This is a genomic window from Pseudonocardia sp. CA-107938, from assembly GCF_050936315.1.
Taxonomy (GTDB): domain Bacteria; phylum Actinomycetota; class Actinomycetes; order Mycobacteriales; family Pseudonocardiaceae; genus Pseudonocardia.
Genome location: NZ_JBNJNA010000001.1, coordinates 5,006,051 through 5,024,357 on the forward strand (window position 1 = coordinate 5,006,051; position 18,307 = coordinate 5,024,357).

General features: G+C 74.0%; 17 protein-coding genes. 4 read left to right on the forward strand and 13 right to left on the reverse strand.

Annotated features, from left to right (window positions below):
* Positions 1-10: 10 nt before the first annotated feature.
* Positions 11-640, forward strand: coding sequence for a DUF305 domain-containing protein (locus ACQEVB_RS24785; RefSeq protein ID WP_432975543.1), 630 nt, complete (start codon positions 11-13; stop codon positions 638-640).
* A gap of 57 nt (positions 641-697) precedes the next feature.
* Here the strand turns inward: ACQEVB_RS24785 and ACQEVB_RS24790 are convergent, their stop codons facing one another.
* The 11 genes from ACQEVB_RS24790 to ACQEVB_RS24840 all read right to left on the reverse strand — a co-directional run bounded on the left by ACQEVB_RS24790 (position 698) and on the right by ACQEVB_RS24840 (position 11,129).
* Positions 698-1,162: a DUF2231 domain-containing protein gene (locus ACQEVB_RS24790; protein WP_432975546.1), complete on the reverse strand. Its 465-nt coding sequence runs from the start codon at positions 1,160-1,162 to the stop codon at positions 698-700.
* Between the two features lie 114 nt (positions 1,163-1,276).
* Entirely contained in the window at positions 1,277-1,510 is a 234-nt protein-coding gene (locus tag ACQEVB_RS24795) for a helix-turn-helix domain-containing protein (RefSeq protein ID WP_432975549.1), read from the reverse strand.
* On the reverse strand, positions 1,510-1,995 hold the full coding sequence (locus ACQEVB_RS24800) for a DUF2975 domain-containing protein (RefSeq protein WP_432975552.1): 486 nt from the start codon (positions 1,993-1,995) through the stop codon (positions 1,510-1,512). The genes ACQEVB_RS24795 and ACQEVB_RS24800 overlap by 1 nt, the downstream gene beginning before the upstream one ends.
* A 61-nt stretch (positions 1,996-2,056) precedes the next feature.
* Positions 2,057-2,557, reverse strand: coding sequence for a flavin reductase family protein (locus ACQEVB_RS24805; protein ID WP_432975554.1), 501 nt, complete (start codon positions 2,555-2,557; stop codon positions 2,057-2,059).
* Between the two features lie 26 nt (positions 2,558-2,583).
* On the reverse strand, positions 2,584-3,645 hold the full coding sequence (locus ACQEVB_RS24810; RefSeq protein ID WP_432975557.1) for an LLM class flavin-dependent oxidoreductase: 1,062 nt from the start codon (positions 3,643-3,645) through the stop codon (positions 2,584-2,586).
* The gene (locus ACQEVB_RS24815; protein ID WP_432975560.1) at positions 3,642-5,276 is read right to left on the reverse strand and encodes a dipeptide ABC transporter ATP-binding protein; all 1,635 of its coding nucleotides are present in this window, start codon (positions 5,274-5,276) and stop codon (positions 3,642-3,644) included. Before ACQEVB_RS24815 ends, ACQEVB_RS24810 begins: the two co-directional genes overlap by 4 nt.
* The gene (locus ACQEVB_RS24820; protein WP_432975563.1) at positions 5,255-6,091 is read right to left on the reverse strand and encodes an ABC transporter permease; all 837 of its coding nucleotides are present in this window, start codon (positions 6,089-6,091) and stop codon (positions 5,255-5,257) included. The genes ACQEVB_RS24815 and ACQEVB_RS24820 overlap by 22 nt, the downstream gene beginning before the upstream one ends.
* The gene (locus tag ACQEVB_RS24825; protein WP_432975566.1) at positions 6,088-7,068 is read right to left on the reverse strand and encodes an ABC transporter permease; all 981 of its coding nucleotides are present in this window, start codon (positions 7,066-7,068) and stop codon (positions 6,088-6,090) included. The genes ACQEVB_RS24820 and ACQEVB_RS24825 overlap by 4 nt, the downstream gene beginning before the upstream one ends.
* 5 nt (positions 7,069-7,073) lie before the next feature.
* Positions 7,074-8,714 carry an ABC transporter substrate-binding protein gene (locus ACQEVB_RS24830; protein WP_432975569.1) on the reverse strand — a complete coding sequence of 547 codons (1,641 nt, stop codon included), beginning with the start codon at positions 8,712-8,714 and terminating at the stop codon, positions 7,074-7,076.
* Positions 8,715-8,742: 28 nt separating this feature from the next.
* Positions 8,743-9,909 carry an acyl-CoA dehydrogenase family protein gene (locus ACQEVB_RS24835; RefSeq protein ID WP_432975572.1) on the reverse strand — a complete coding sequence of 389 codons (1,167 nt, stop codon included), beginning with the start codon at positions 9,907-9,909 and terminating at the stop codon, positions 8,743-8,745.
* Positions 9,906-11,129 carry an LLM class flavin-dependent oxidoreductase gene (locus ACQEVB_RS24840; protein ID WP_432975575.1) on the reverse strand — a complete coding sequence of 408 codons (1,224 nt, stop codon included), beginning with the start codon at positions 11,127-11,129 and terminating at the stop codon, positions 9,906-9,908. The genes ACQEVB_RS24835 and ACQEVB_RS24840 overlap by 4 nt, the downstream gene beginning before the upstream one ends.
* A 412-nt stretch (positions 11,130-11,541) precedes the next feature.
* Here ACQEVB_RS24840 and ACQEVB_RS24845 point away from each other — a divergent pair, with 412 nt between their 5' ends.
* Positions 11,542-13,857, forward strand: a complete 2,316-nt coding sequence (locus tag ACQEVB_RS24845) for a molybdopterin-dependent oxidoreductase (RefSeq protein ID WP_432975578.1) — start codon at positions 11,542-11,544, stop codon at positions 13,855-13,857.
* 124 nt (positions 13,858-13,981) lie between these two features.
* Here ACQEVB_RS24845 and ACQEVB_RS24850 read toward each other — a convergent pair whose 3' ends face one another.
* Entirely contained in the window at positions 13,982-14,833 is an 852-nt protein-coding gene (locus ACQEVB_RS24850; protein ID WP_432975581.1) for a LysR substrate-binding domain-containing protein, read from the reverse strand.
* A gap of 282 nt (positions 14,834-15,115) precedes the next feature.
* Between ACQEVB_RS24850 and ACQEVB_RS24855 the strand changes: the two genes are divergently transcribed.
* Both ACQEVB_RS24855 and ACQEVB_RS24860 read left to right on the forward strand, forming a co-directional pair.
* Positions 15,116-15,850 (forward strand): alpha/beta hydrolase, encoded by a 735-nt coding sequence (locus ACQEVB_RS24855; protein WP_432975584.1) that lies wholly within the window; start codon positions 15,116-15,118, stop codon positions 15,848-15,850.
* A complete protein-coding gene (locus ACQEVB_RS24860; protein WP_432975587.1) occupies positions 15,847-17,673 on the forward strand; it encodes a rhodanese-like domain-containing protein in 1,827 nt (608 codons plus the stop codon). The genes ACQEVB_RS24855 and ACQEVB_RS24860 overlap by 4 nt, the downstream gene beginning before the upstream one ends.
* A gap of 34 nt (positions 17,674-17,707) precedes the next feature.
* Here ACQEVB_RS24860 and ACQEVB_RS24865 read toward each other — a convergent pair whose 3' ends face one another.
* Complete coding sequence (locus ACQEVB_RS24865; protein ID WP_432975590.1) at positions 17,708-18,289, reverse strand: dihydrofolate reductase family protein; 582 nt, start codon at positions 18,287-18,289, stop codon at positions 17,708-17,710.
* Between the last annotated feature and the right edge of the window lie 18 nt (positions 18,290-18,307).

Consider the following 18,307-nt stretch of genomic DNA (forward strand, 5'->3'; position numbering starts at 1 on the left):
GAGAAGATTCGTGAAGAGCAAGACGATTCGTGCTGGGCTCGTTGCTGTCCTCGCCGCCGTGCTGGCCGCCTGTGGCGGAGGTGCCGGTGCGCCGGCGCCGGCACCATCGGCTGCGCCGGTCTCGGCGCACAACGAGGCGGACGTGACGTTCGCGCAGGGCATGATCCCGCACCACCAGCAGGCTGTGGAGATGGCCGGGCTGGCGTCGTCCCGCGCGGCGAACGACAAGGTCAAGCAGCTGGCGGCGGGGATCGGCCGGGCGCAGGCACCGGAGATCGAGCAGATGCAGGGGTTCCTGAAGGCCTGGGGCGTGCAGGCGGCTGCGTCGACGGCTGCCCCGATGGCTCCGTCGACATCCATGCCGATGGGCGGCATGGACCACGGCTCCATGCCGTCGATGGGCGGGACGCACGGGATGATGAGCGATGCGCAGATGGCCGAGCTGGAGAAGGCGTCGGGCGCGGCGTTCGACCGGGCGTTCCTGCAGATGATGATCGACCACCACAACGGTGCGGTGCAGATGGCCGGCACCGAGGTCAAGGACGGTCAGAGCGGCGACGCCAAGGCGCTGGCGCAGAAGATCATCGATGCGCAGAAGGCCGAGATCGCCGAGATGACGACGATGCTGGCCGAGGGCTGAGCCCGACGGCGGCGGGCCCGGCCCTCGCGGTCGGGCCCGCCGTCTCGCCTGCCAGCGCTACAGGGTGCCGCTCCACGTCGCGGTGGCGCCCGCGTGCCCGGTCCAGATCACCAACGCCGTCGCGACGAGCCCGGAGATCGCGGCGAGCACCACGGCGATCGTGCTGGCGCGCGTGAGTGCGACCGTCGTGTCGCCGCGTGCGGTCCGTCGCCCGATCACGAACGCGGCCGCGAGCAGCATGACGTAGACGATCATGGCCGGCAGCACGGTGTCGGCGCGGCTCATGTGCGCCTCCAGCGCTGAGCTCTGGTGGTGGACCGCCTCCGCCAGTTCGTCGCCGCTCGAACGCACCACGGGCACCGCGAGCAGGCACAGCACGGCCAGCAAGAGCACGGGGACCTCGAAGGACCGGCGCCACGAGGTACGCACCGCCATCGCGATCGTGCCCAGCGCGCTGAGGGGCACGAACGCGACGAGGACGTGGACGATCAGCGGATGCAGTGGTAGCCCGTCGAACGTCATCCCGCTCAGCACCTTCCTCCACGAACGGCTCGGACCGCGCCGAGATCGGAGGCGAAGGCTAGCCGGAGCCTCCCCGGCCGCTCACCGCGGGTGATCGCGGGCGTCGGCCCGAACTCACCCGGCTTCGGCTGCCGTCGCCTCGTCCGTGGCCTCCCAGCGGAGCAGGTCGCCCGGCTGGCAGTCGAGGGCCGCGCAGAGTGCGGCGAGGGTCGCGAACCGCACCGCCTTGGCGCGACCGTTCTTCAGTACCGCCAGGTTGGCGGGGGTGATCCCCACCAGGTCCGCGAGCTCGCCCACGGACATCTTCCGCTTGGCGAGCATCACGTCGATGTCGACGATGATCGGCATCAGATCACGTCGTCCAGCTCGGCCTGCATCCGCGCGGCTTCTGCATCGCGTGCGACCGCCTGCGCGAGCAGCGTGCGCAGCACGAGCACGAGGAGCGCGACCCCCAGGATGCCCACGCCGATCCCGGCCATGATGACGCTGACGCCCGGGTCGTCGCGCTGGCCCGGTGCGTTGATGATCGTGACCGCGAACCAGACGAGGGCGGCCGCGACGATCGCGCCGATGATCGTGTCCACGTAGCGGAATGCGGCGTGGGAGAACACGGTGCCGCGGCGCACCATCGTGACCAGCCGCCACACGCAGACCAGGGCGACCTGGACCGACACCATGCCCAGGATCGTGATCACCCGGAGCGGCCCCAGCGGAACCGGCCCGATCTCGGGGTCGGTGGCCAGCGCCCACACCATCCCTGCCTGGACGAACACGGTGCCGGCGAGCACGACCACGAGCACGGCGCGCAGCGCGTGCACGGCCAAGGTTCCCATGCCGGATCCTCCCATCGACCAACGATGGGAATCTATCGATATTCGATAGATTGAGCAACTCTCACCGCTGCGCGTGGGCGCTGTGGGTGCCGAAGGACCGCAGGTGGTAGGTGAGCGGCGCGCCGGAGGTGGGGTCGGCATCGAGCACCGTGCCGAGCAGGACCGTGTGGTCGCCGCCCGGCACCTGCCCGGCCAGCTCGCAGGCCAGGAACCCGCCGGCCCCGGACAGCCGCGGGACGTGCTGCTCCGCGGCCCAACTGACGTCGGTGAACTTCGCCGGGCCGCCCTTGCCGGCGAACCGCAGCGCGAGCGGGGCCTGCTCGCTGAGCAGCACGTTGACGCCGAACCGGCGCGACCGGCGCACCGCGGCCAGCAGCGCGGAGCCGTTGTCGAGGGCGACGAGCACCATCGGCGGCTCCATCGACAGCGACGTGAACGCACTGACGGTGGTGCCGAAGGGCGTGCCGTCGTCGAGCGTCGTGACGACGGAGACAGGGGTGCACACCGATCCCATGACCTCGCGGAACCGGGACTGGAGCGGGGAGAGGACGGGTGCGGACAAGGGTTGAGCCTCCGTGGGGTCGTGGGTCAGCCGGGGGACCAGCCGAGCGCCGGGGCGACGGTGGTGGCGAGGTCGGTGACGAGCCGGATGTTGGCGTCGAGCCCGAACGCAGGTGGCAGGAAGAGCACGATCTCGTCGGCGGTGGCGAGGCCGGGGTCGGCGAGGACCGCGGCGACGACGCTGTCGGGATCGCCGTGCAGGACGGGGCTGATGGCCCGCCCGGCCGGCAGGTCGGCGGTGATGACGGGGGTCAGCGCGCCTTTCGGGCGGGAGGCGGCCATGCCCTGGGTGCGCCGCTCGTGGTCGTACGCGGCGTAGGTGTCGCGCAGCTCCGCCGTGGTGCCCGGGAGGATCGACGCCGCCACCGCGACCGGTGGGGGCGGCGTGCCGTGCACCTCGTGCCAGGTCGTGCGGTAGGTCTCGATGACCCGGGCCTGGTGCTCGGGGAACGTCTCGCCGGGCGCCAGTCCGTGCAGGACGGTGCCGGTGATCAGGCCGAGCCCGAGCCGGGCGGCGGTGGCGGCCGAGCCGGTGCTCGCCGCGCCCTGCCGGATCCGGCCGCGCAGGCCGGGGCTGTGCGGGGTGACCCGGATCGGGGTGCCGACGGGCGCGCCCTGGCCGGGTCCGTCGACGGTGTGCAGCACCTCGCCGGCGACGGCGGCGAGGAAGCGCTCCAGCCGGCGCTGGGCCTCGGCCCGCGGGTCCGCGGCCACGGACCCGAACACCGGGTCCCACGACGCCGTGTCGCCGGCGGAGAGGGCGAGGTCGAGCCGGCCGTCGACGAGCAGGTCGGTCACCCCCGCGGCCTCCGCCAGCAGCACCGGGTCCTGGTACCGCATCGGGATCACCGCCGACCCCAGCCGGATCCGGGACGTGTGCTGCCCGACGGCCGCGAAGAACGGCAGCGGCGAGGACAGGTAGTGGTCGAAGTGCCGCTGGTAGGCCCACCCGGACTGGAAGCCCAGCTCCTCGGCGGCCCGGAAAAGCGCGATCCCGTCCCGCAGCCCGGCGGCGGGGCCGGCGTCGTCGCTGAACGAGACGCGGGTGTTGAAACCGAGGGTCCGCACCCGCGCCGGCGCCGCTGTCACGCCGCACCCGCGGGCAGCGAGGCGAGCAGGGTGCGCGTGTAGGGCTCCTGCGGCGCGTCGAAGACGTCGGCGACGCGACCCTGCTCGACGACCCGCCCGTCCTGCATGACGGAGACGGTGTGCGCGAGCTGGCGCACCAGCGACAGGTCGTGCGACACGAACAGGTAGGTCAGCCCCTGCTCGGCCTGCAGCCGCAGCAGCACCTCGACGATGCCGGCCTGCACGCTCACGTCCAGGGCCGAGGTGGGCTCGTCGAGCACGATCACGTCGGGCTGCAGCACCAATGCGCGGGCGATCGCCACGCGCTGCCGCTGCCCGCCGGAGAGCGCGTCCGGCCGCCGGGCGAGGAACTGCTCGCCCAGGCCGACGGCCGTCAGCGCGTCGCGGACGAGCGCGGCGCGCTCGGTGCGGTCCCCGACGGCGTACCGGTCGAGCGGCTCGCGCACCAGCCGCTCCACCTTCCACGTCGGATCGAGCGAGGTGAACGGGTTCTGGTACACGAGCTGCAGGTGCCGGCGCACGCTGCGCAGCTCGGCGGCCGAGCGGCCCTGCACCTGCTCCCCGGCCACCGTGATCCGGCCGCGGTCGGGCTGCTCCAGCCCGAGCAGCAGCCGCACGGCCGTCGTCTTGCCCGAGCCGGACTCGCCGACCAGCGCGTGGGTGGTGCCGGCGGGCACGGCGAACGACACGTCGTCGACGGCGGTGACGCTGCCGAAGGACTTGGTCACGCCCGTGACCTCGATCTTCGCCGGATCGCCTGCCCGGGCCGCACCGGCGTCGCGCAGCTCGGCGTAGCGGTCGGGGTGCAGGGCCGGCACGTCGGCGTGGAGCTGCCGCGCGTACGTCGAGGCGGGTGCGGCGAACACCGCTGCGGTCGGGCCGGACTCCTGCACGACCCCGTCCTTCAGGACGACGAGGTGGTCGGCCCGTTCGGCGGCGATGGCGAGGTCGTGGGTGATGAGCAGCAACCCGATGCCGAGGTCGGCACGCAGCTCGTAGAGCAGGTCGAGGATGCGCTTCTGGATGGTGACGTCCAGGGCCGACGTCGGCTCGTCGGCGACCAGCAGCGCCGGCCGGGGGAGCACGGCGAGCCCGATGAGGACCCGCTGCAGCATCCCGCCGGACAGCTGGTGCGGGTAGGCGTCGTGCACGCGGCGCGGGTCGGCGAGCCCGACCTGGGCGAACGTGTCGAGCACCCGTTCGGTGCGTTCCCGCGGGTCGAGGCCGGGCACCAGTGCCGCGGCCTCCCGGGCCTGGGCGCCGATCGTGCGCACCGGGTTCAGCGCGCTGCCCGGGTCCTGGGGCACGAAGCCCAGCGTGCGCCCGCGCAGTGGCCGGAACCGGCGTTCGTGCAGGCCCAGCACCTCCTGCCCGTCGAGCTCGACGCGGCCGGTCGCGCGGCCGGAGCGGGGGAGGAGCCGCAGCACCGCCTTGGCGATGGTCGACTTCCCGGAGCCGGACTCGCCGATCAGGGCGAGGCTGCCGCCGCGGGCCAGCTCCAGGTCCACCCCGGTGACGACCTCGTGGGGGCCGTAGGCGACCGACAGGCCGGAGACGCGCAGCAGCGGCGTCGACGGGGTCGGCGGGGCCTCGAAGGGCCGGGGTGCGGTCAGGACGTCGTGCGGAGCCATCGGCTGATCCTGTTCACGGAGAGGACGGTGGTGATCGTGACCAGCGCGGGCGCCCAGACCAGCCACGGCGCGAGCGGGTAGTCCTTGCCGGCGGAGACGAGCAGCCCCCAGTCCGACGCCGGCGGCGGGTCGCCGTAGCCGAGGAACGCCAGGCCGGCGATCACCAGGATCGACAACCCGAACTGCAGCACGGCGAGCGGCAGCACCGAGCGCGACGCGTTGGGCAGCACGTGCCGCAGCAGGACGTGCCAGCGCGAGCCGCCCAGCAGCGCTGCGGCCTCGACGAACACGGAGCTGCGGGCCTTGAGCACCTCGGAGCGCAGCACCCTGGCGAACACCGCGACCGCCGAGATGCCTGTCGCGATCGCCGCGTTGACGGTCTGGAAGCCGAGCGCGCTGACGATCACGACGGCGAGCAGGAAGCTGGGGATGGCCAGCAGCACGTCGACGAACCGGGCCAGCACGACGTCGACGAGCCCGCCGAAGAACCCGGACAGCAGCCCGATCAGCCCGCCGACGAGCACCCCGATCCCGACGGCGACGAGCGCGCTGGACACCGAGGACGCGGTGCCGAACACGACGCGGGCGAACACGTCGCGGCCGAGGTGGTCGGTGCCGAACCAGTGTGCGCCGCTCGGGCCGCGGAACAGCTCCGCAGGCACCCCGTCGACGGGGTCGTGGGAGGTGAACAGGCCGGGAGCGACCGACCAGGCCACCACCACGCCCACGACGAGCAGCGCGAGCGGGACGGTGGGCGGGAGCCGCCGCGCGCTCTTCTCGGCGCGCGCGGTGCCGGTGACAGCGGTGACGGTCACGGGACCAGCACCTCCGGCTTCAGCGTGCTGCGGGCCCGGTCGACCAGGTGCACCCGTGGATCGAGGAGCGGGTAGACCAGGTCGGCGAACAGGTTGACGAGCACGAAGACGACGGCGGCGAGCGTGACGACGGCCTGCAGCACCGGCAGGTCCTGCGTGGTGACGGAGCGCTCGACGAGGCTGCCGACCCCGGTGCGGCCGAAGACCGCCTCGGTGATCACCGCACCGCCCAGCACCTCGCCGACCATGAGGGCGAGCACCGTCACCACCGGCAGCGACGACGGCTTGAGCAGGTGCCGCAGCAGCAGCGCCACCTGCCCGAGCCCGCGGGAACGGGCGACGGCGGCGTAGTCCTGCGCGGCCTCCCCGTCGAGGTTGGCGATGAGCACCTCGGCGATCTGGGCCGACACCCAGATCCCGAGCGTCACGGCGGCGAAGAACGTGGCCGCGGTGCCCTCGGAGTCGATGGCCCGGAACAGCCCGAGCCGGAACGAGAACAGCTGGATGAGCAGCAGCCCGATCAGGAACCCCGGCACCGACAGGAACAGCGACGGGACGCTGCGCAGCGCCGGCCCGAACGGCGCCGGCAGGTACTGCACGCCGAGGGCGATCGCGAAGGCGAGCACCACCGCCACCGCCAGCGCCGACGCCGCGAGCACGAGCGTCGAGGGCAGCACGTCGAGCAGCAGCTCGCTCACCGACCGGTTGGCCCGCAGCGACACCCCGAGGTCGCCGGTGAGGAAGCGGGTCAGCGAGTCCCACAGCTGCACCAGCACCGGCTCGTCGAGGCGGTAGTAGGAGACGATGCGGGCGATCTCCTCCTCGGTGAACCCGTTCTGCGGGTTGCGCAGGGTGTTGGTGACCGGGTCGCCGGGCAGCACGGTGATCACGACGAACGTGAACACGTACGCCAGCAGGATCACCACCACCGCCTGACCGCTGCGCCGAGCCGCGTAGCTCAGGTAGGCGTTCCGCATGCGGATCAGTCCCCGACCCACGCGGTGTAGTAGTTCGCGTAGGCGATGCCGTTGTAGGTCACGCCCTGCACGCGCGGGGACTGCACGTAGAGCCGCTGCACGATCTGGGTCAGCGGCACGAAGTAGCCCTGCTGGAGGACGTGGGCCTGCAGCTGGTCGAGCAGCTTCGTGCGGGCCGCCGCGTCGCTGGCGCCGGCGATGCCGTTCGCGAGCTGGACGAGCGTGGCGTCGCTCTGGCCGAGGCCGAACCAGTTCTCGCCCTTGTTCGCGTCGGTGAGCACGCCGCCGACCGTGCCGGCGTCGATGAAGCTGCGGGTCACCTCGAACGCGGGCACCGTCGGGCTGCCGACCTTGATCCGCTCGCCGTACGTCACGACGTCGAACGCCTGGATGTTCACGTCGAACCCGATGCGCCGCAGCTGCTGCGCGACCAGCTCGTCGACGGCCTTGGAGGTGGCCAGGTACGGGTTGGGGTAGAGGGTGAGCGCGAGCTTCACGCCGGCCTTCGTCCGCACGCCGTCGGGGCCCTTGGCCCAGCCGGCCTGGTCGAGCAGTGCCTGCGCCTGCGCGGCGTCGAACGCGAAGTCGGCGCGGTGGTCGCTCGCCCCGGGAACGTTGCTCTGGATGAACGATTCCGCGGGCAACCAGTCCTCGGTGTAGACGGTCTTGAGGATCTCGGCGCGGTCGATGCCGTGCTGCAGCGCCTGGCGCACGCGCACGTCGTCGAAGGGCGCGACCTTGGTGTTGAGGGCGAACCCGTTGACGAACCCGAGGTAGCGCGGCGCCGCCACGGTGAAGCCCTGCGCCTTCAACGACGCGAGCTCCTTCGGCGACGGGTTGTAGGCGACGTCGGCCTGGTTGGACTGCACCGCGGAGACCCGGACGCTCTGCTCGCGCACCAGCTTGTAGGTGAGGGTGTCGATCCGCGCCGGCCCCTGGTGCGACAGCGCGGCCGGCGCCCAGTTGTAGTCCGGGCGCTTGCGCAGCACGACCTGGTCGTCGGCCTTCCACGACTCGACGACGTACGGGCCGCTCCCGATGTCCTTGGACAGGTTGGCCTGGTCGGTGGCGGGCAGGGCCAGCGTCTTCGGCGAGATCAGGATCGAGCCGTGGTAACCCAGCGTGGGGATGAAGCCCAGGGTCGGCGACCGGAAGTTGACCGTGACCGTGGCCGGGTCGACCACCGCCGCGCTCTGGTACGTCTTCGGGAACAGCCCGATCGGGTTGATCCCCCGCGTCGGGTCGCCCTTCGACCACATGTCCAGGTTGGCCACGACGGCGGCCGCGTCGAGCGGGGTGCCGTCGGAGAACGTGACCCCGGGCCGCAGGTGCAGGGTGAACTGGGTGGCGTCGGCGTTCTGCTCCCAGCTCTGCGCGATCCAGGGCGAGGGGGTGCCCTTCTCGTCGACGTAGACGAGCTTGTCGGTGACGTGGCCCCAGATGTGGCCCTGGAAGCTGGAGATCGCGCTGTTGTTGGGGATCCAGGTGTCGCCGAGGGAGTCGATGAGGAACGTGAGGTTGCCGCCGTCCTTCGGGGCACCCCCACCCCCGGAACCGGCAGCGCCGCCACCACAGCCCGCGACCACCACCGCGGCGAGGAGTGCGGCGGCAGCGCCGAGCAGGCGGCGGGAGCGGGGTGTTCTCATGGGGGTTCTCTCTCGGGATGGGGGTGGATCAGGTACTCAGGATTCGGCGGCCCGCGGCGAGGAGCGCCGCGTCCTCCTGCGGGGGGTGCACGCGCACGCACAGGACGTCGCGGAGGTGCCGTTCGAAGGGCTGGTGGCGGCTGAGCGCCGGGTTGCCCAGCGCCGCGACGGCGGTCTCGACGGCGGCGATGGCAGCCCGCGCGATCTGCACCTTGAGCAGCGACAGCTGCGGCAGGTGCGCGGTGTCACCGCGTTCCGCGCGCAGCAGCGCGCCGTGCAGGAGGGTCTCGGCCAGCGCGATCTGCGCGTCGATCTCGCCCGCGACGGCCTGGATGCGCTCGGTCTCGGCGATGGGTCGGCCCAGCGCGGTGGGCACGCGTTCGCGGGCGTAGCGCACGAACGCGCTGCGGGCCGCGCGGGCCACGCCCACGTAGAGGGCGGGGTGGCCGAAGCTCGCGACCCCGGTCGCGGCGGCGGGATCGCGGTAGACCCCGTCGACGCGCGGGATCTCGATGAACGCGTCGACGGACAGCGCGACGTCGTCGTAGATCACGTCGTGGGTGTTGGAGGCGCGCAGGCCCAGGTGGTCCCAGGTGTCGACCCAGGTGATGCCCGGGGCGTCGCCGGGCACGATCAGGTGCCCGACCCGCTGCTCCGGCTCGTCGGTGACGGCCCACACGACGTGGTACGCCAATGCGGCGCCGCCGGTGGCGTAGGCCTTGCGGCCCGACAGGGACCAGCCCGCGGCCGTCCGGCGGGCGGTGGTGGCGGGTAGGCCGCCCCGGGCGGGCGCGCCCAGCTCGGGCTCGGCCCGGATGGCGTTGACCAGCGCGGGACCCTCCGCGCTGCGGCGCAGGAGGTCGGCGTAGGCGTCCTGGGGCCAGTGCCCGGCCGTTGCCTGGCCCTGGTGCGTGGCGAGGGTGTTGGCCGCCAGCAGCGCCACCGACGGGTCGCCCTCGCCCAGCGCCACGAGGATCCGCACGGTGTCGAGCAGGCCCACGCCCGGCCCGCCGTAGCGCTCCGCGACGGTCGCCGTGAGCAGCCCGGCCCGGTGCGCCGCCGCGATGCCGGCGGCGGGGATCGCGCCGCTGCGGTCGTACTCCTCGGCGGTGGCGGCCACCTCGGCGGTGACCGCGGCCAGCGCCTGGTCGGACAGGTCGGGCTGCCGCAGCGTCGGCAGCGCGGTGGCGGTCATCGCCGGCCGGCCAGCGCGTCGGCGTCGAAGCCGGGGGCGAGCGCGCCCGGGTGCTCGGCCTGGAGGCTGCCGCGCCGGCCGGTCGCCTCCCGGTGCGCGAGCTCCTGGCGCACCAGCGGCAGCACGGAGCGGCCGTACTCGCGGGCGTCGGCGAGGGTGTCGTAGCCGCGGATGGAGACGAGGTCGGCGCCGAGGTCGATGTAGTCGAGGATCGCCGCGGCCACGGTCTCCGGGGTGCCGACGAGCGCGGTGGAGGCACCGGCTGCGTTGGTGACGGCGGCGGTGCGCGTCCACAGCGCCCGGTCGTAGACCTCCGAGCGGCTGGCGAACTCGAGCGCGCGCTGCGAGCCGACGTTCTGCGGGGCACCCTTCCCGATGAGGTGCTGCTTCCCGTACGCGCCGGCGGCGAACGTGGCGCCGATCCTCTCGGCGTAGTCGTAGGCCTTGCGCCACGCCAGCTCGTCGGTGCGGTCGACGATCGGCCGGAACGTGACCCAGATCCGGGGCCGGTCGGTGCGCCCCGCTGCGGCAGCGATCCCGTGCACCCGGTCGATCTGCGCCCGGATGTCGGCGAGCGGCTCGCCCCAGAAGGAGAAGACGTCGGCCTGCCGGCCGCCGATCTCGAACGCCGCGTCGGACTGGCCGCCGATGGAGATCGGGATCGTGTCGCCGTACGGGCGGAAGCCGGGGCCGAACCCGTCGAAGCGGTAGAACTCGCCGGCGTGGCTGAACGGCTCGGGCTCGGTCCACGCCCGGCGCAGGATGTCGATGAACTCGCTCGTGCGGGCGTAGCGGCGCTCCTTCGGCAGGTAGTCGCCCTGCCGGGCCTGCTCGGCGTCGCTGCCGCCGCTGATCAGGTGCACCACCGCGCGGCCCTCGGTCAGCTGGTCGAGCGTGGCCAGCTGCTGCGCGACGACCAGCGGGAACGCGGTGTTGGGGCGGACCGCGACGATGGGCCGCAGCCGCTCGGTGAGCTGTCCGACGGCCGACGCGATCACGAACGAGTCGGCGGTGCCCGAGCCGTAGGGCAGCAGCGTGTAGTCGTAGCCCGCCTCCTCGAGCGCGGCCACGTAGGTGCGGAAGTAGCCGAGGTCCACCCCGCGGCTGGGCACCGGGTTCAGCTCGGTCGACGGGTTCAGGTGGGTCAGGCTGATGAACTCGACGCGGCGGGCCGCCGTGGCGGGCACCTCGGTGCCGGACGGCAGGGTGGACGTGGTCATGGTGGACCTCCAGGACGCGGCGAGGACGCCCGGCGGCGGGCGTGGTCGGACGTGATCGGGCGCGCGCGGGCTGGACCGCAGCGGGCGTGGACGGACGCCCGCCGATCAGGCGGGCGTCAGCGGCGGCCGGCGCTCAGCAGGGCCGACAAGCCGCGGAGCACACGGTGCCGTGGTCGATGACCCGGCGCTGCGTGAGCCCGCAGGAGGGCAGGGGACGCGTCGCCGCATCGGCCGGGGCAACCCCTGGCCGGAAGGCGGACGTCGTCTGCTGCACGGGACGAGTGAAACCCACGGACACGGCCGCGGTCCAGCGCCGAATCTGCATCGGTACCGATCAGCGTTCGCGATCGATCGGCCATCGATCCCGATTCGTCGTTGGACGGACCGGCGCCGCGTCACGTTCGCTCGGCCGATGCCGTCGACTCCCGCACGCACGCACAGCACGCACTGGGGCTCGTTCCGGGGCGAGCTGACCGCGGACGGCCTGCGCGTCGTGCCGCGGGCGGCGGACCCCGATCCGTCGCCGCTGCTGGGCAACGTCGCCGCTGCCGTCGACCATCCTGCCCGGGTGCGCCGCCCGGCCGTGCGGCGCGGCTGGTGGGCGGACGGTCCGGGCCCTGACCAGCGGCGCGGCTGCGACGAGTTCGTCGAGGTCGGGTGGGACGAGGTGCTGGACCGGCTGGCCGGCGAGCTGCGGCGCGTCCGGGACCGGTTCGGGCCGGGCGCGGTCTACGGCGGCAGCTACGGGTGGGGCAGCGCGGGCCGGTTCCACCACGCGCAGAGCCAGCTGCACCGCTTCCTCAACACGGCGCTCGGGGGGTACGTGCGTTCGGTCGGGACGTACAGCGGCGCCGCGGCCGAGACGGTGCTGCGGCACGTGCTCGGGCCGAGCGAGACCGTGTCGAAGGGCACAGTGACGTGGGACCAGGTCGCCCGGCACACCGACACCGTCCTGGCGTTCGGCGGGATGAACCTCAAGAACAGCGCCGTCGGTGGTGGCGGGATCAGTGCGCACGTCGAGCGCGCGGCCATGCGCGCGGCGGCCGAGCGCGGCGCCGAGTTCGTCACGATCGGGCCGTTGCGGTCCGACCTGCCCGAGGAGGCGCGGGCGCGGTGGCTGCCGGTGCCACCCGGTTCCGACACGGCGCTGATGCTCGGGCTCCTGCACACCCTGGTCGACGAGGGACTCCACGACGCGGCGTTCCTGGAGCGCTACTGCGTGGGCTGGGACGAGCTGGTCCGGTACCTCGCCGGGCACGACGCCGAGTGGGCCGCGTCGATCACCGGGATCGCGGCCGCGGACATCCGCGAGTTGGCGCGGCGCGCGGCGCGCGGGCGCACGTTGGTCACCGTCGCGCAGTCGTTGCAACGCGCCGAGTTCGGCGAGCAGCCCGTGTGGGCCGGGGTGGCATTGGCCGCGGCCCTCGGCCAGATCGGCCTGCCCGGCGGTGGCTACTGCTACGGCCTGGGCTCGATCGGGCACTACGGCCGGCCGCGCGTCGCGGCGCAGATCGGGGCGCTGCCGCAGGGCCGCAACGGCGTCGACGAGTACATCCCGGTGGCCCGGATCGCCGACATGCTGCTGCACCCCGGCGCGGAGTACGACCACGACGGCGAGCGGCGCCGCTACCCGCACGTCCGGCTCGCGTACTGGGCGGGCGGCAACCCGTTCCACCACCACCAGGACCTCGGCCGGCTGCGCCGCGCCATCGCCCGGCTCGACACGTTCGTCGTCCACGAACCGGTGTGGACGGCCACCGCGCGCCACGCCGACGTCGTGCTGCCGACCACGTGGACCATCGAGCGCGACGACATCGGCGCCGGCCGCTACGACCCCGTCATGACGGCGATGCACCGGCTCGTCGACCCGCCGGGCCAGGCGCGCGACGACCACGCGATCTTCGCGGCGCTGGCGGAGCGGTTGGGGGTGGGGGAGCTGTTCACCGAGGGCCGCGACGTGCGCGGCTGGCTCGAGCACCTCTACGCCCAGTCCGGGCTGGCGCCCTCGTTCGCGCAGTTCTGGGCGGACGGCGAGGTGGAGCTGCCGCTGCACCCCGACGACGGCGGCGTCCTCGGCGCCTTCCGCACCGACCCCGACGCCCACCCGTTGCCGACGCCGTCGGGGCGGATCGAGCTGTTCTCGGCGACGGTGGCCGGGTTCGGCTATGCCGACGCGCCGGGCCACCCCGCGTGGCTGCCGCCGACCGAGGCGCCCGACGGGCGGCACCCGTTCTGGCTGGTCGCGAACCAGCCTGCGACCCGGCTGCACTCCCAGCTCGACTTCGGCGCGCACAGCGCGGCGCACAAGGTGCACGGGCGGGAGGTGGTGCGCGTGCACCCGGCCGATGCGGCCCGGCTGGGGATCGTCGACGGCGACCTGGTGGTGCTGGCCAACGACCGCGGCTCTTGCCTGGCCGCCGCCGCGGTGACCGACGGGATCCGCGAGGGCGTGCTGCAGCTGCCCACCGGAGCCTGGTTCGACCCGCTCGACCCGTCCGCGGAGCGCCCGTTCTGCGTCCACGGCAACCCGAACGTCCTCACCCGGGACGTCGGCACGTCGGCGCTGGCGCAGGGCTGCACCGGCCAGCACACGACCGTCCGGCTGGAGCGCTGGACGGGCGAGGTGCCCCCGATCCGCGCGCACAACGCCCCGCTCGAGCGACGTCACACACGGTTGGGCCCGTTCACACACGTCCGGACCTGTGTGAACGGGCCCGACGGTGTGTGAGGCCGGGAGGCGCCGCGGCCCCCGCGGAGCGGGCCTGGCCGCCGAGCACCGCACCTCACACAGCGCGTGGCCACCGCACACAGGGCCCAACCTGTGTGCGGCGGCCACAACCTGTGTGACGTCGCTAGACGGGGAGGAGCACCGAGTGCAGCGCGGCGCTCGCGATGCGGGCCAGGCGCGGGTCGGATCCCCGGCGCACCCGCAGGAACAGCCGCTCCGCCGGCGCCGGGGGCAGGTCGGGCCGCGCCACCAGACCCTCCGGGACGGCGTTCCCGGCGATCAGCGCGACGCCCAGGCCGCCGCGGGCGGCGTTGAGCACCCCGGCCAGGTACGCGGCCTCGCCGACGACGACGGCGGGCAGCCCGCGGTCGGCGAGCGACGCCAGTGCGCGCCGGCGGATCGTGCACGGGCTGTCGATGACGACGAGCGGGATCGGCTCGCCGGCCGGTGGCGGCTCCCAGTGCGGCGCGGCGTACCAGGTCAGCGGCATCGCTCCGACCTCGACGGAGTCGTTTCCGTGCTCGTCGCCGATGTAGATGGCCAGGTCGAGGGTGCCGCGGTCGACGGCGTCGTTGAGCCGGCTGCTGCGGTCGAGCCGGAACCGGACCGCGGAGTCGGGGAAGTCGTCCTGCAGGGCGCGCATGACGGTGGGGAGCAGCTCGTCGGCGGCGTGCTCGGTGGAGCCGAGCACGATCGAGTCGCGCGTGTCGCCGACGCCGAGCCGGCGCAGGGCCTCGTCGTGCGCGGCGAGGATGCGCCGGGCCTCGCCGAGCATCGCCTCGCCCTCGGACGTGAACCGGCTGATCCGGCCCTCCCGGCGCACGAGTGGACGCCCCGCGACCTTCTCCAGCCGGCGCACGTGCTGGCTCACCGCCGACTGCGACAGGACCAGTGCGTCGGCCGCCCGGTGGAAGCCCCCGCAGTCGGCCACGGCCACGAGGCTGCGCAGCGCGATGATGTCCAGCACGGGAGCCATGCACGAACGGTAACCGCATCGATCACGTCTGCTTCTCGATTGTGATGAACATTCGTCGTTGGACAGCGGACGAGCCGTCGACTTTGCTGACGGGGTGCCGTGCTCGTCGACCGTCGATGGTGCCGCCGCGCTGACCAGGCGCCGCGTCATCGACCACGGCACGGTGCACTCGGCGGCCTGTCCGGCCGGCTGATCGGTCGACCGCTCCGCGGTCCCGGTCGCACTCGCGTTCTTCTCCCGGGTCCGCTGCGGGCCCGGCCCGCGCTGCAGAGGGTGGTTCACGTGTCCGTTCAGGGGGATCTCCGGGTCGTCGCCGGCTGGCGGGAGCCCGCCGGCATCGCGCCGCGCGGGACGGTGGTGGTCGTGCCGGGTCGGGGCGAGCACCCCGGCGTGTACGAGCGGTTCGGCCACCGCATCGCGGCCGACGGCTACCGCGTGTGGGCGGTGCCGGACCCGACGCAGGACGAGGCGGGGGTGACCGCGCTGGTCCGCGGCCTGCTGGAGAGCACGGACGACGGCGTCGGCCCGCAGCCGCGGGTGCTCGTCGGGTCGGACTCTGGCGCGCTGTTCGCGGCGGGTCTGGCGGCCGGCGGGCAGGCTGCGGGTCTGGTGCTGGCCGGTCTGCCCGGCCCGGACGCCGTGTTGGCCGATGGTGACTGGGAGGCCGAGGTCGCCGCGCGCACCGCCTGCCCGACCCACCAGGGCCGCCTGACCGCCGACGCCGCCCTCCGGCGGGGCGCGCTGCGCGAGGCGCTGCCGGCCGGCTGGGCCGCCGACCCCGGCGCGATCACGGTGCCGGTGCTGGGCCTGCACGGCGACGACGACGCCGTCAGCCCGCTCAGCTCGGTTCGTGACTGGTACGCGGGGGTGAAGGACGCCGAGCTGGTGGCGATCACCGGCGGTCGCCACGACGCCCTCAACGACCAGACGCACCGAACGGCCGCCGCGACGATCGTGCTGTTCCTGGAGCGACTGCGCGCCGGGGTGCCGGCGATCGCGCGACCCGTGACCGCATGACCCGCTACGTCGTCATCGGTGCCGGCGCGGTCGGCGCCACCCTCGCCGTCGAGCTGCAGGCGGCGGGGCGTGCGGTCGTGCTCGCGGCTCGCGGGGCGCAGCTCGATGCCCTGCGCGCGGGGCCGCTGCGCTACCTCCGCCCCGACGGCGAGCACCGCGTCGACCTCTCCGTCGTGGGCTCGCCGCAGGAGCTGGAGCTGCGCCCCGATGACGTGCTGGTGCTGGCCACGAAGGCGCAGGACGGCGATGCGGCGCTCGCCGAGTGGGCGTGGCGTCCCGTCGGGTCCGACCTGGCGGCCGAGGTGCTGCCGGTGCTCGTCCTGCAGAACGGCCTGGACACCGAACGGGCCGCGGCGCGCCGGTTCGCGACCGTGTACGGGGCCGCGGTGTGGTCCCCGACCACGTTCGTCACCGCCGGCGAGGTCGTCTCCGCCGGTGATCCGATGGCCGGGGTGGTGTGGATCGGCCGCTACCCGGCCGGGTCCGACGCGCGCCTGGAGGGGATCGCCGCCGACCTGCGCGCTGCCCGTCACCTCGTCGAGGTGGTGCCGGACGTGCCGCGCTGGAAGGCGGGCAAGCTGCTGCCGATCCTCGGCAACGCGCTCGACGCGCTGCACCCGCCGGGACCGTTGCGCGACCGCGCCGCAGCGGCGCTGCGGGCCGAGGCGCTGCGCGTGTACGCGGCGGCGGGGATCGAAGCCGCCGATCTGGCGGCCGAGACCGGGCTGGATCTGAGCACGTTCGAGGTGCGAGACGTCCCGGGCGCGGGGCGCTCGGGACGTTCGACGTGGCAGAGTCTGGAGCGCGGCGCGTCGCTCGAGTCCGACTTCCTCAACGGGGAGATCGTGCTGCTCGGGCGGCTGCACGGGGTGCCGGCCCCGCGCAACGCGGCGGTGCTCGCCGCGGTCCACCGCGCTGCCGCGCAGGGAGTGGCCGCGGGCTCGCTGGGGGAGAAGGAGCTGCTGCAGGTGCTGCCCGAGATCGACGTCCTCGTCGAGGCCGACGCGCTGGCCGCCGAGCTGGCCGGGCCGAACCCGCCGGTGCTGCTCGACGTCCGCTGGGCGCTGGGCGATCCGCACGGCCGCGAGCACCATCGAGCCGGGCATCTCCCCGGCGCGGTCTACGTCGACCTCGACACCGAGCTGGCCGCGCACTCCGACGACCCGCGGCAGGGCCGGCACCCGTTGCCGCCGGTCGCGGACCTGCAGGCCGCGGCCCGGCGCTGGGGCATCACCGCCGGCCGGCCCGTCGTCGCCTACGACGCGAGCGGCGGCCTGGCCGCGGCCCGCGCCTGGTGGCTGCTGCGGTGGGCCGGCCTGAGCGACGTCCGCCTGCTCGACGGGGGCCTGGGCGCCTGGACCGCCGGCGGCCACGCGCTGGAGGAGGGTGACGTGCCGGCGCCCGCGCCCGGTGACGTGCAGCTGAGTCCTGGCCACCTGCCGGTGCTCGACGCCGACGCGGCGGCCGAGCTGGCCCGCACCGGGGTGCTGCTCGACGCGCGCGCCGCCGAGCGCTACCGGGGCGAGGTCGAGCCCGTCGACCCGCGCGCCGGGCACGTCCCCGGCGCGATCAGCGCCCCGACCGGCGAGAACCTCGGGCCCGACGGGCGGTTCCGCACCCCGGCGGAGCTGCGGGCCCGGTTCGCCGGGCTGGCGCCGGACGCCGGACCGGTCGGGGTCTACTGCGGCTCCGGTGTCACCGCGGCGCACCAGGTCGCGGCCCTCGCCGTGGCGGGGGTCCCGGCCGCGCTGTACCCCGGCTCGTGGTCGGCCTGGTCCAACGACCCGGCGCGGCCGGTCGCCGTCGGCCCGCAGCCCGGTTGATCGGGCCGGCGACAACCACCCTCCAGAGCGTCGATCAGTGCAGGGTGGGCCGGTAGGCCAGCACCTGGGTGTGGCCGTCGAGGGTGCGCTGTTCGAGCAGTTCGAGGTCGAAGTCCTCGGTACCGCGGAAGATCGGTTCGGTCCCGGTCCGGGCGTTGATCACGGGGAAGACCGTCAGCTCGATGCGGTCGACCAGCCCGGCCGAGAGCAGCGACCGGTTCAGCGACAGGCTGCCGTGCGACCGCAAGGGCACGGTCGACTCCTCCTTGAGCCGGGTGACGGCCTCGACGGCGTCGCCGTGCGCGACGGTCGCGTCCGGCCAGTCGAAGGGGCCTTCCAGTGTGGACGAGATCACCGTGGCCGGGGTGCTGCGCATCCGGGTGACCCACGGGTCGAGTACGTCGGACATGTCCTTGCTGGCGGGGATCATCTCCAGGAACTCGCGGAAGGTGGAGCCGCCGAACACCATGCGTTGCTCGGTCTCGAACGAGGCGAGGCGGTGGTCGAGCAGTTCGGGGCCCTGCTTGCCCCAGTAGCCGCCCCAGTCGCTGTCGAGGCTGGGCGAGCCGTAGCCGTCGAGGCTGGCGAAGACGTCGAACGTGAACGTGGCAGTCATGGTGACCCTCCTGGTGAT

What these genes read in the sequence shown, in the direction of transcription:
- ACQEVB_RS24790 (WP_432975546.1), bottom strand. Translation starts at nt 1,162, where the DNA reads ATGACGTTCGACGGGCTACCACTGCATCCGCTGATCGTCCACGTCCTC.
- ACQEVB_RS24795 (WP_432975549.1), bottom strand. Translation starts at nt 1,510, where the DNA reads ATGCCGATCATCGTCGACATCGACGTGATGCTCGCCAAGCGGAAGATG.
- ACQEVB_RS24800 (WP_432975552.1), bottom strand. Translation starts at nt 1,995, where the DNA reads ATGGGAACCTTGGCCGTGCACGCGCTGCGCGCCGTGCTCGTGGTCGTG.
- ACQEVB_RS24815 (WP_432975560.1), bottom strand. Translation starts at nt 5,276, where the DNA reads ATGGCTCCGCACGACGTCCTGACCGCACCCCGGCCCTTCGAGGCCCCG.
- ACQEVB_RS24825 (WP_432975566.1), bottom strand. Translation starts at nt 7,068, where the DNA reads ATGCGGAACGCCTACCTGAGCTACGCGGCTCGGCGCAGCGGTCAGGCG.
- ACQEVB_RS24830 (WP_432975569.1), bottom strand. Translation starts at nt 8,714, where the DNA reads ATGAGAACACCCCGCTCCCGCCGCCTGCTCGGCGCTGCCGCCGCACTC.
- ACQEVB_RS24835 (WP_432975572.1), bottom strand. Translation starts at nt 9,909, where the DNA reads ATGACCGCCACCGCGCTGCCGACGCTGCGGCAGCCCGACCTGTCCGAC.
- ACQEVB_RS24840 (WP_432975575.1), bottom strand. Translation starts at nt 11,129, where the DNA reads ATGACCACGTCCACCCTGCCGTCCGGCACCGAGGTGCCCGCCACGGCG.
- ACQEVB_RS24845 (WP_432975578.1), top strand. Translation starts at nt 11,542, where the DNA reads ATGCCGTCGACTCCCGCACGCACGCACAGCACGCACTGGGGCTCGTTC.
- ACQEVB_RS24850 (WP_432975581.1), bottom strand. Translation starts at nt 14,833, where the DNA reads ATGGCTCCCGTGCTGGACATCATCGCGCTGCGCAGCCTCGTGGCCGTG.
- ACQEVB_RS24860 (WP_432975587.1), top strand. Translation starts at nt 15,847, where the DNA reads ATGACCCGCTACGTCGTCATCGGTGCCGGCGCGGTCGGCGCCACCCTC.
- ACQEVB_RS24865 (WP_432975590.1), bottom strand. Translation starts at nt 18,289, where the DNA reads ATGACTGCCACGTTCACGTTCGACGTCTTCGCCAGCCTCGACGGCTAC.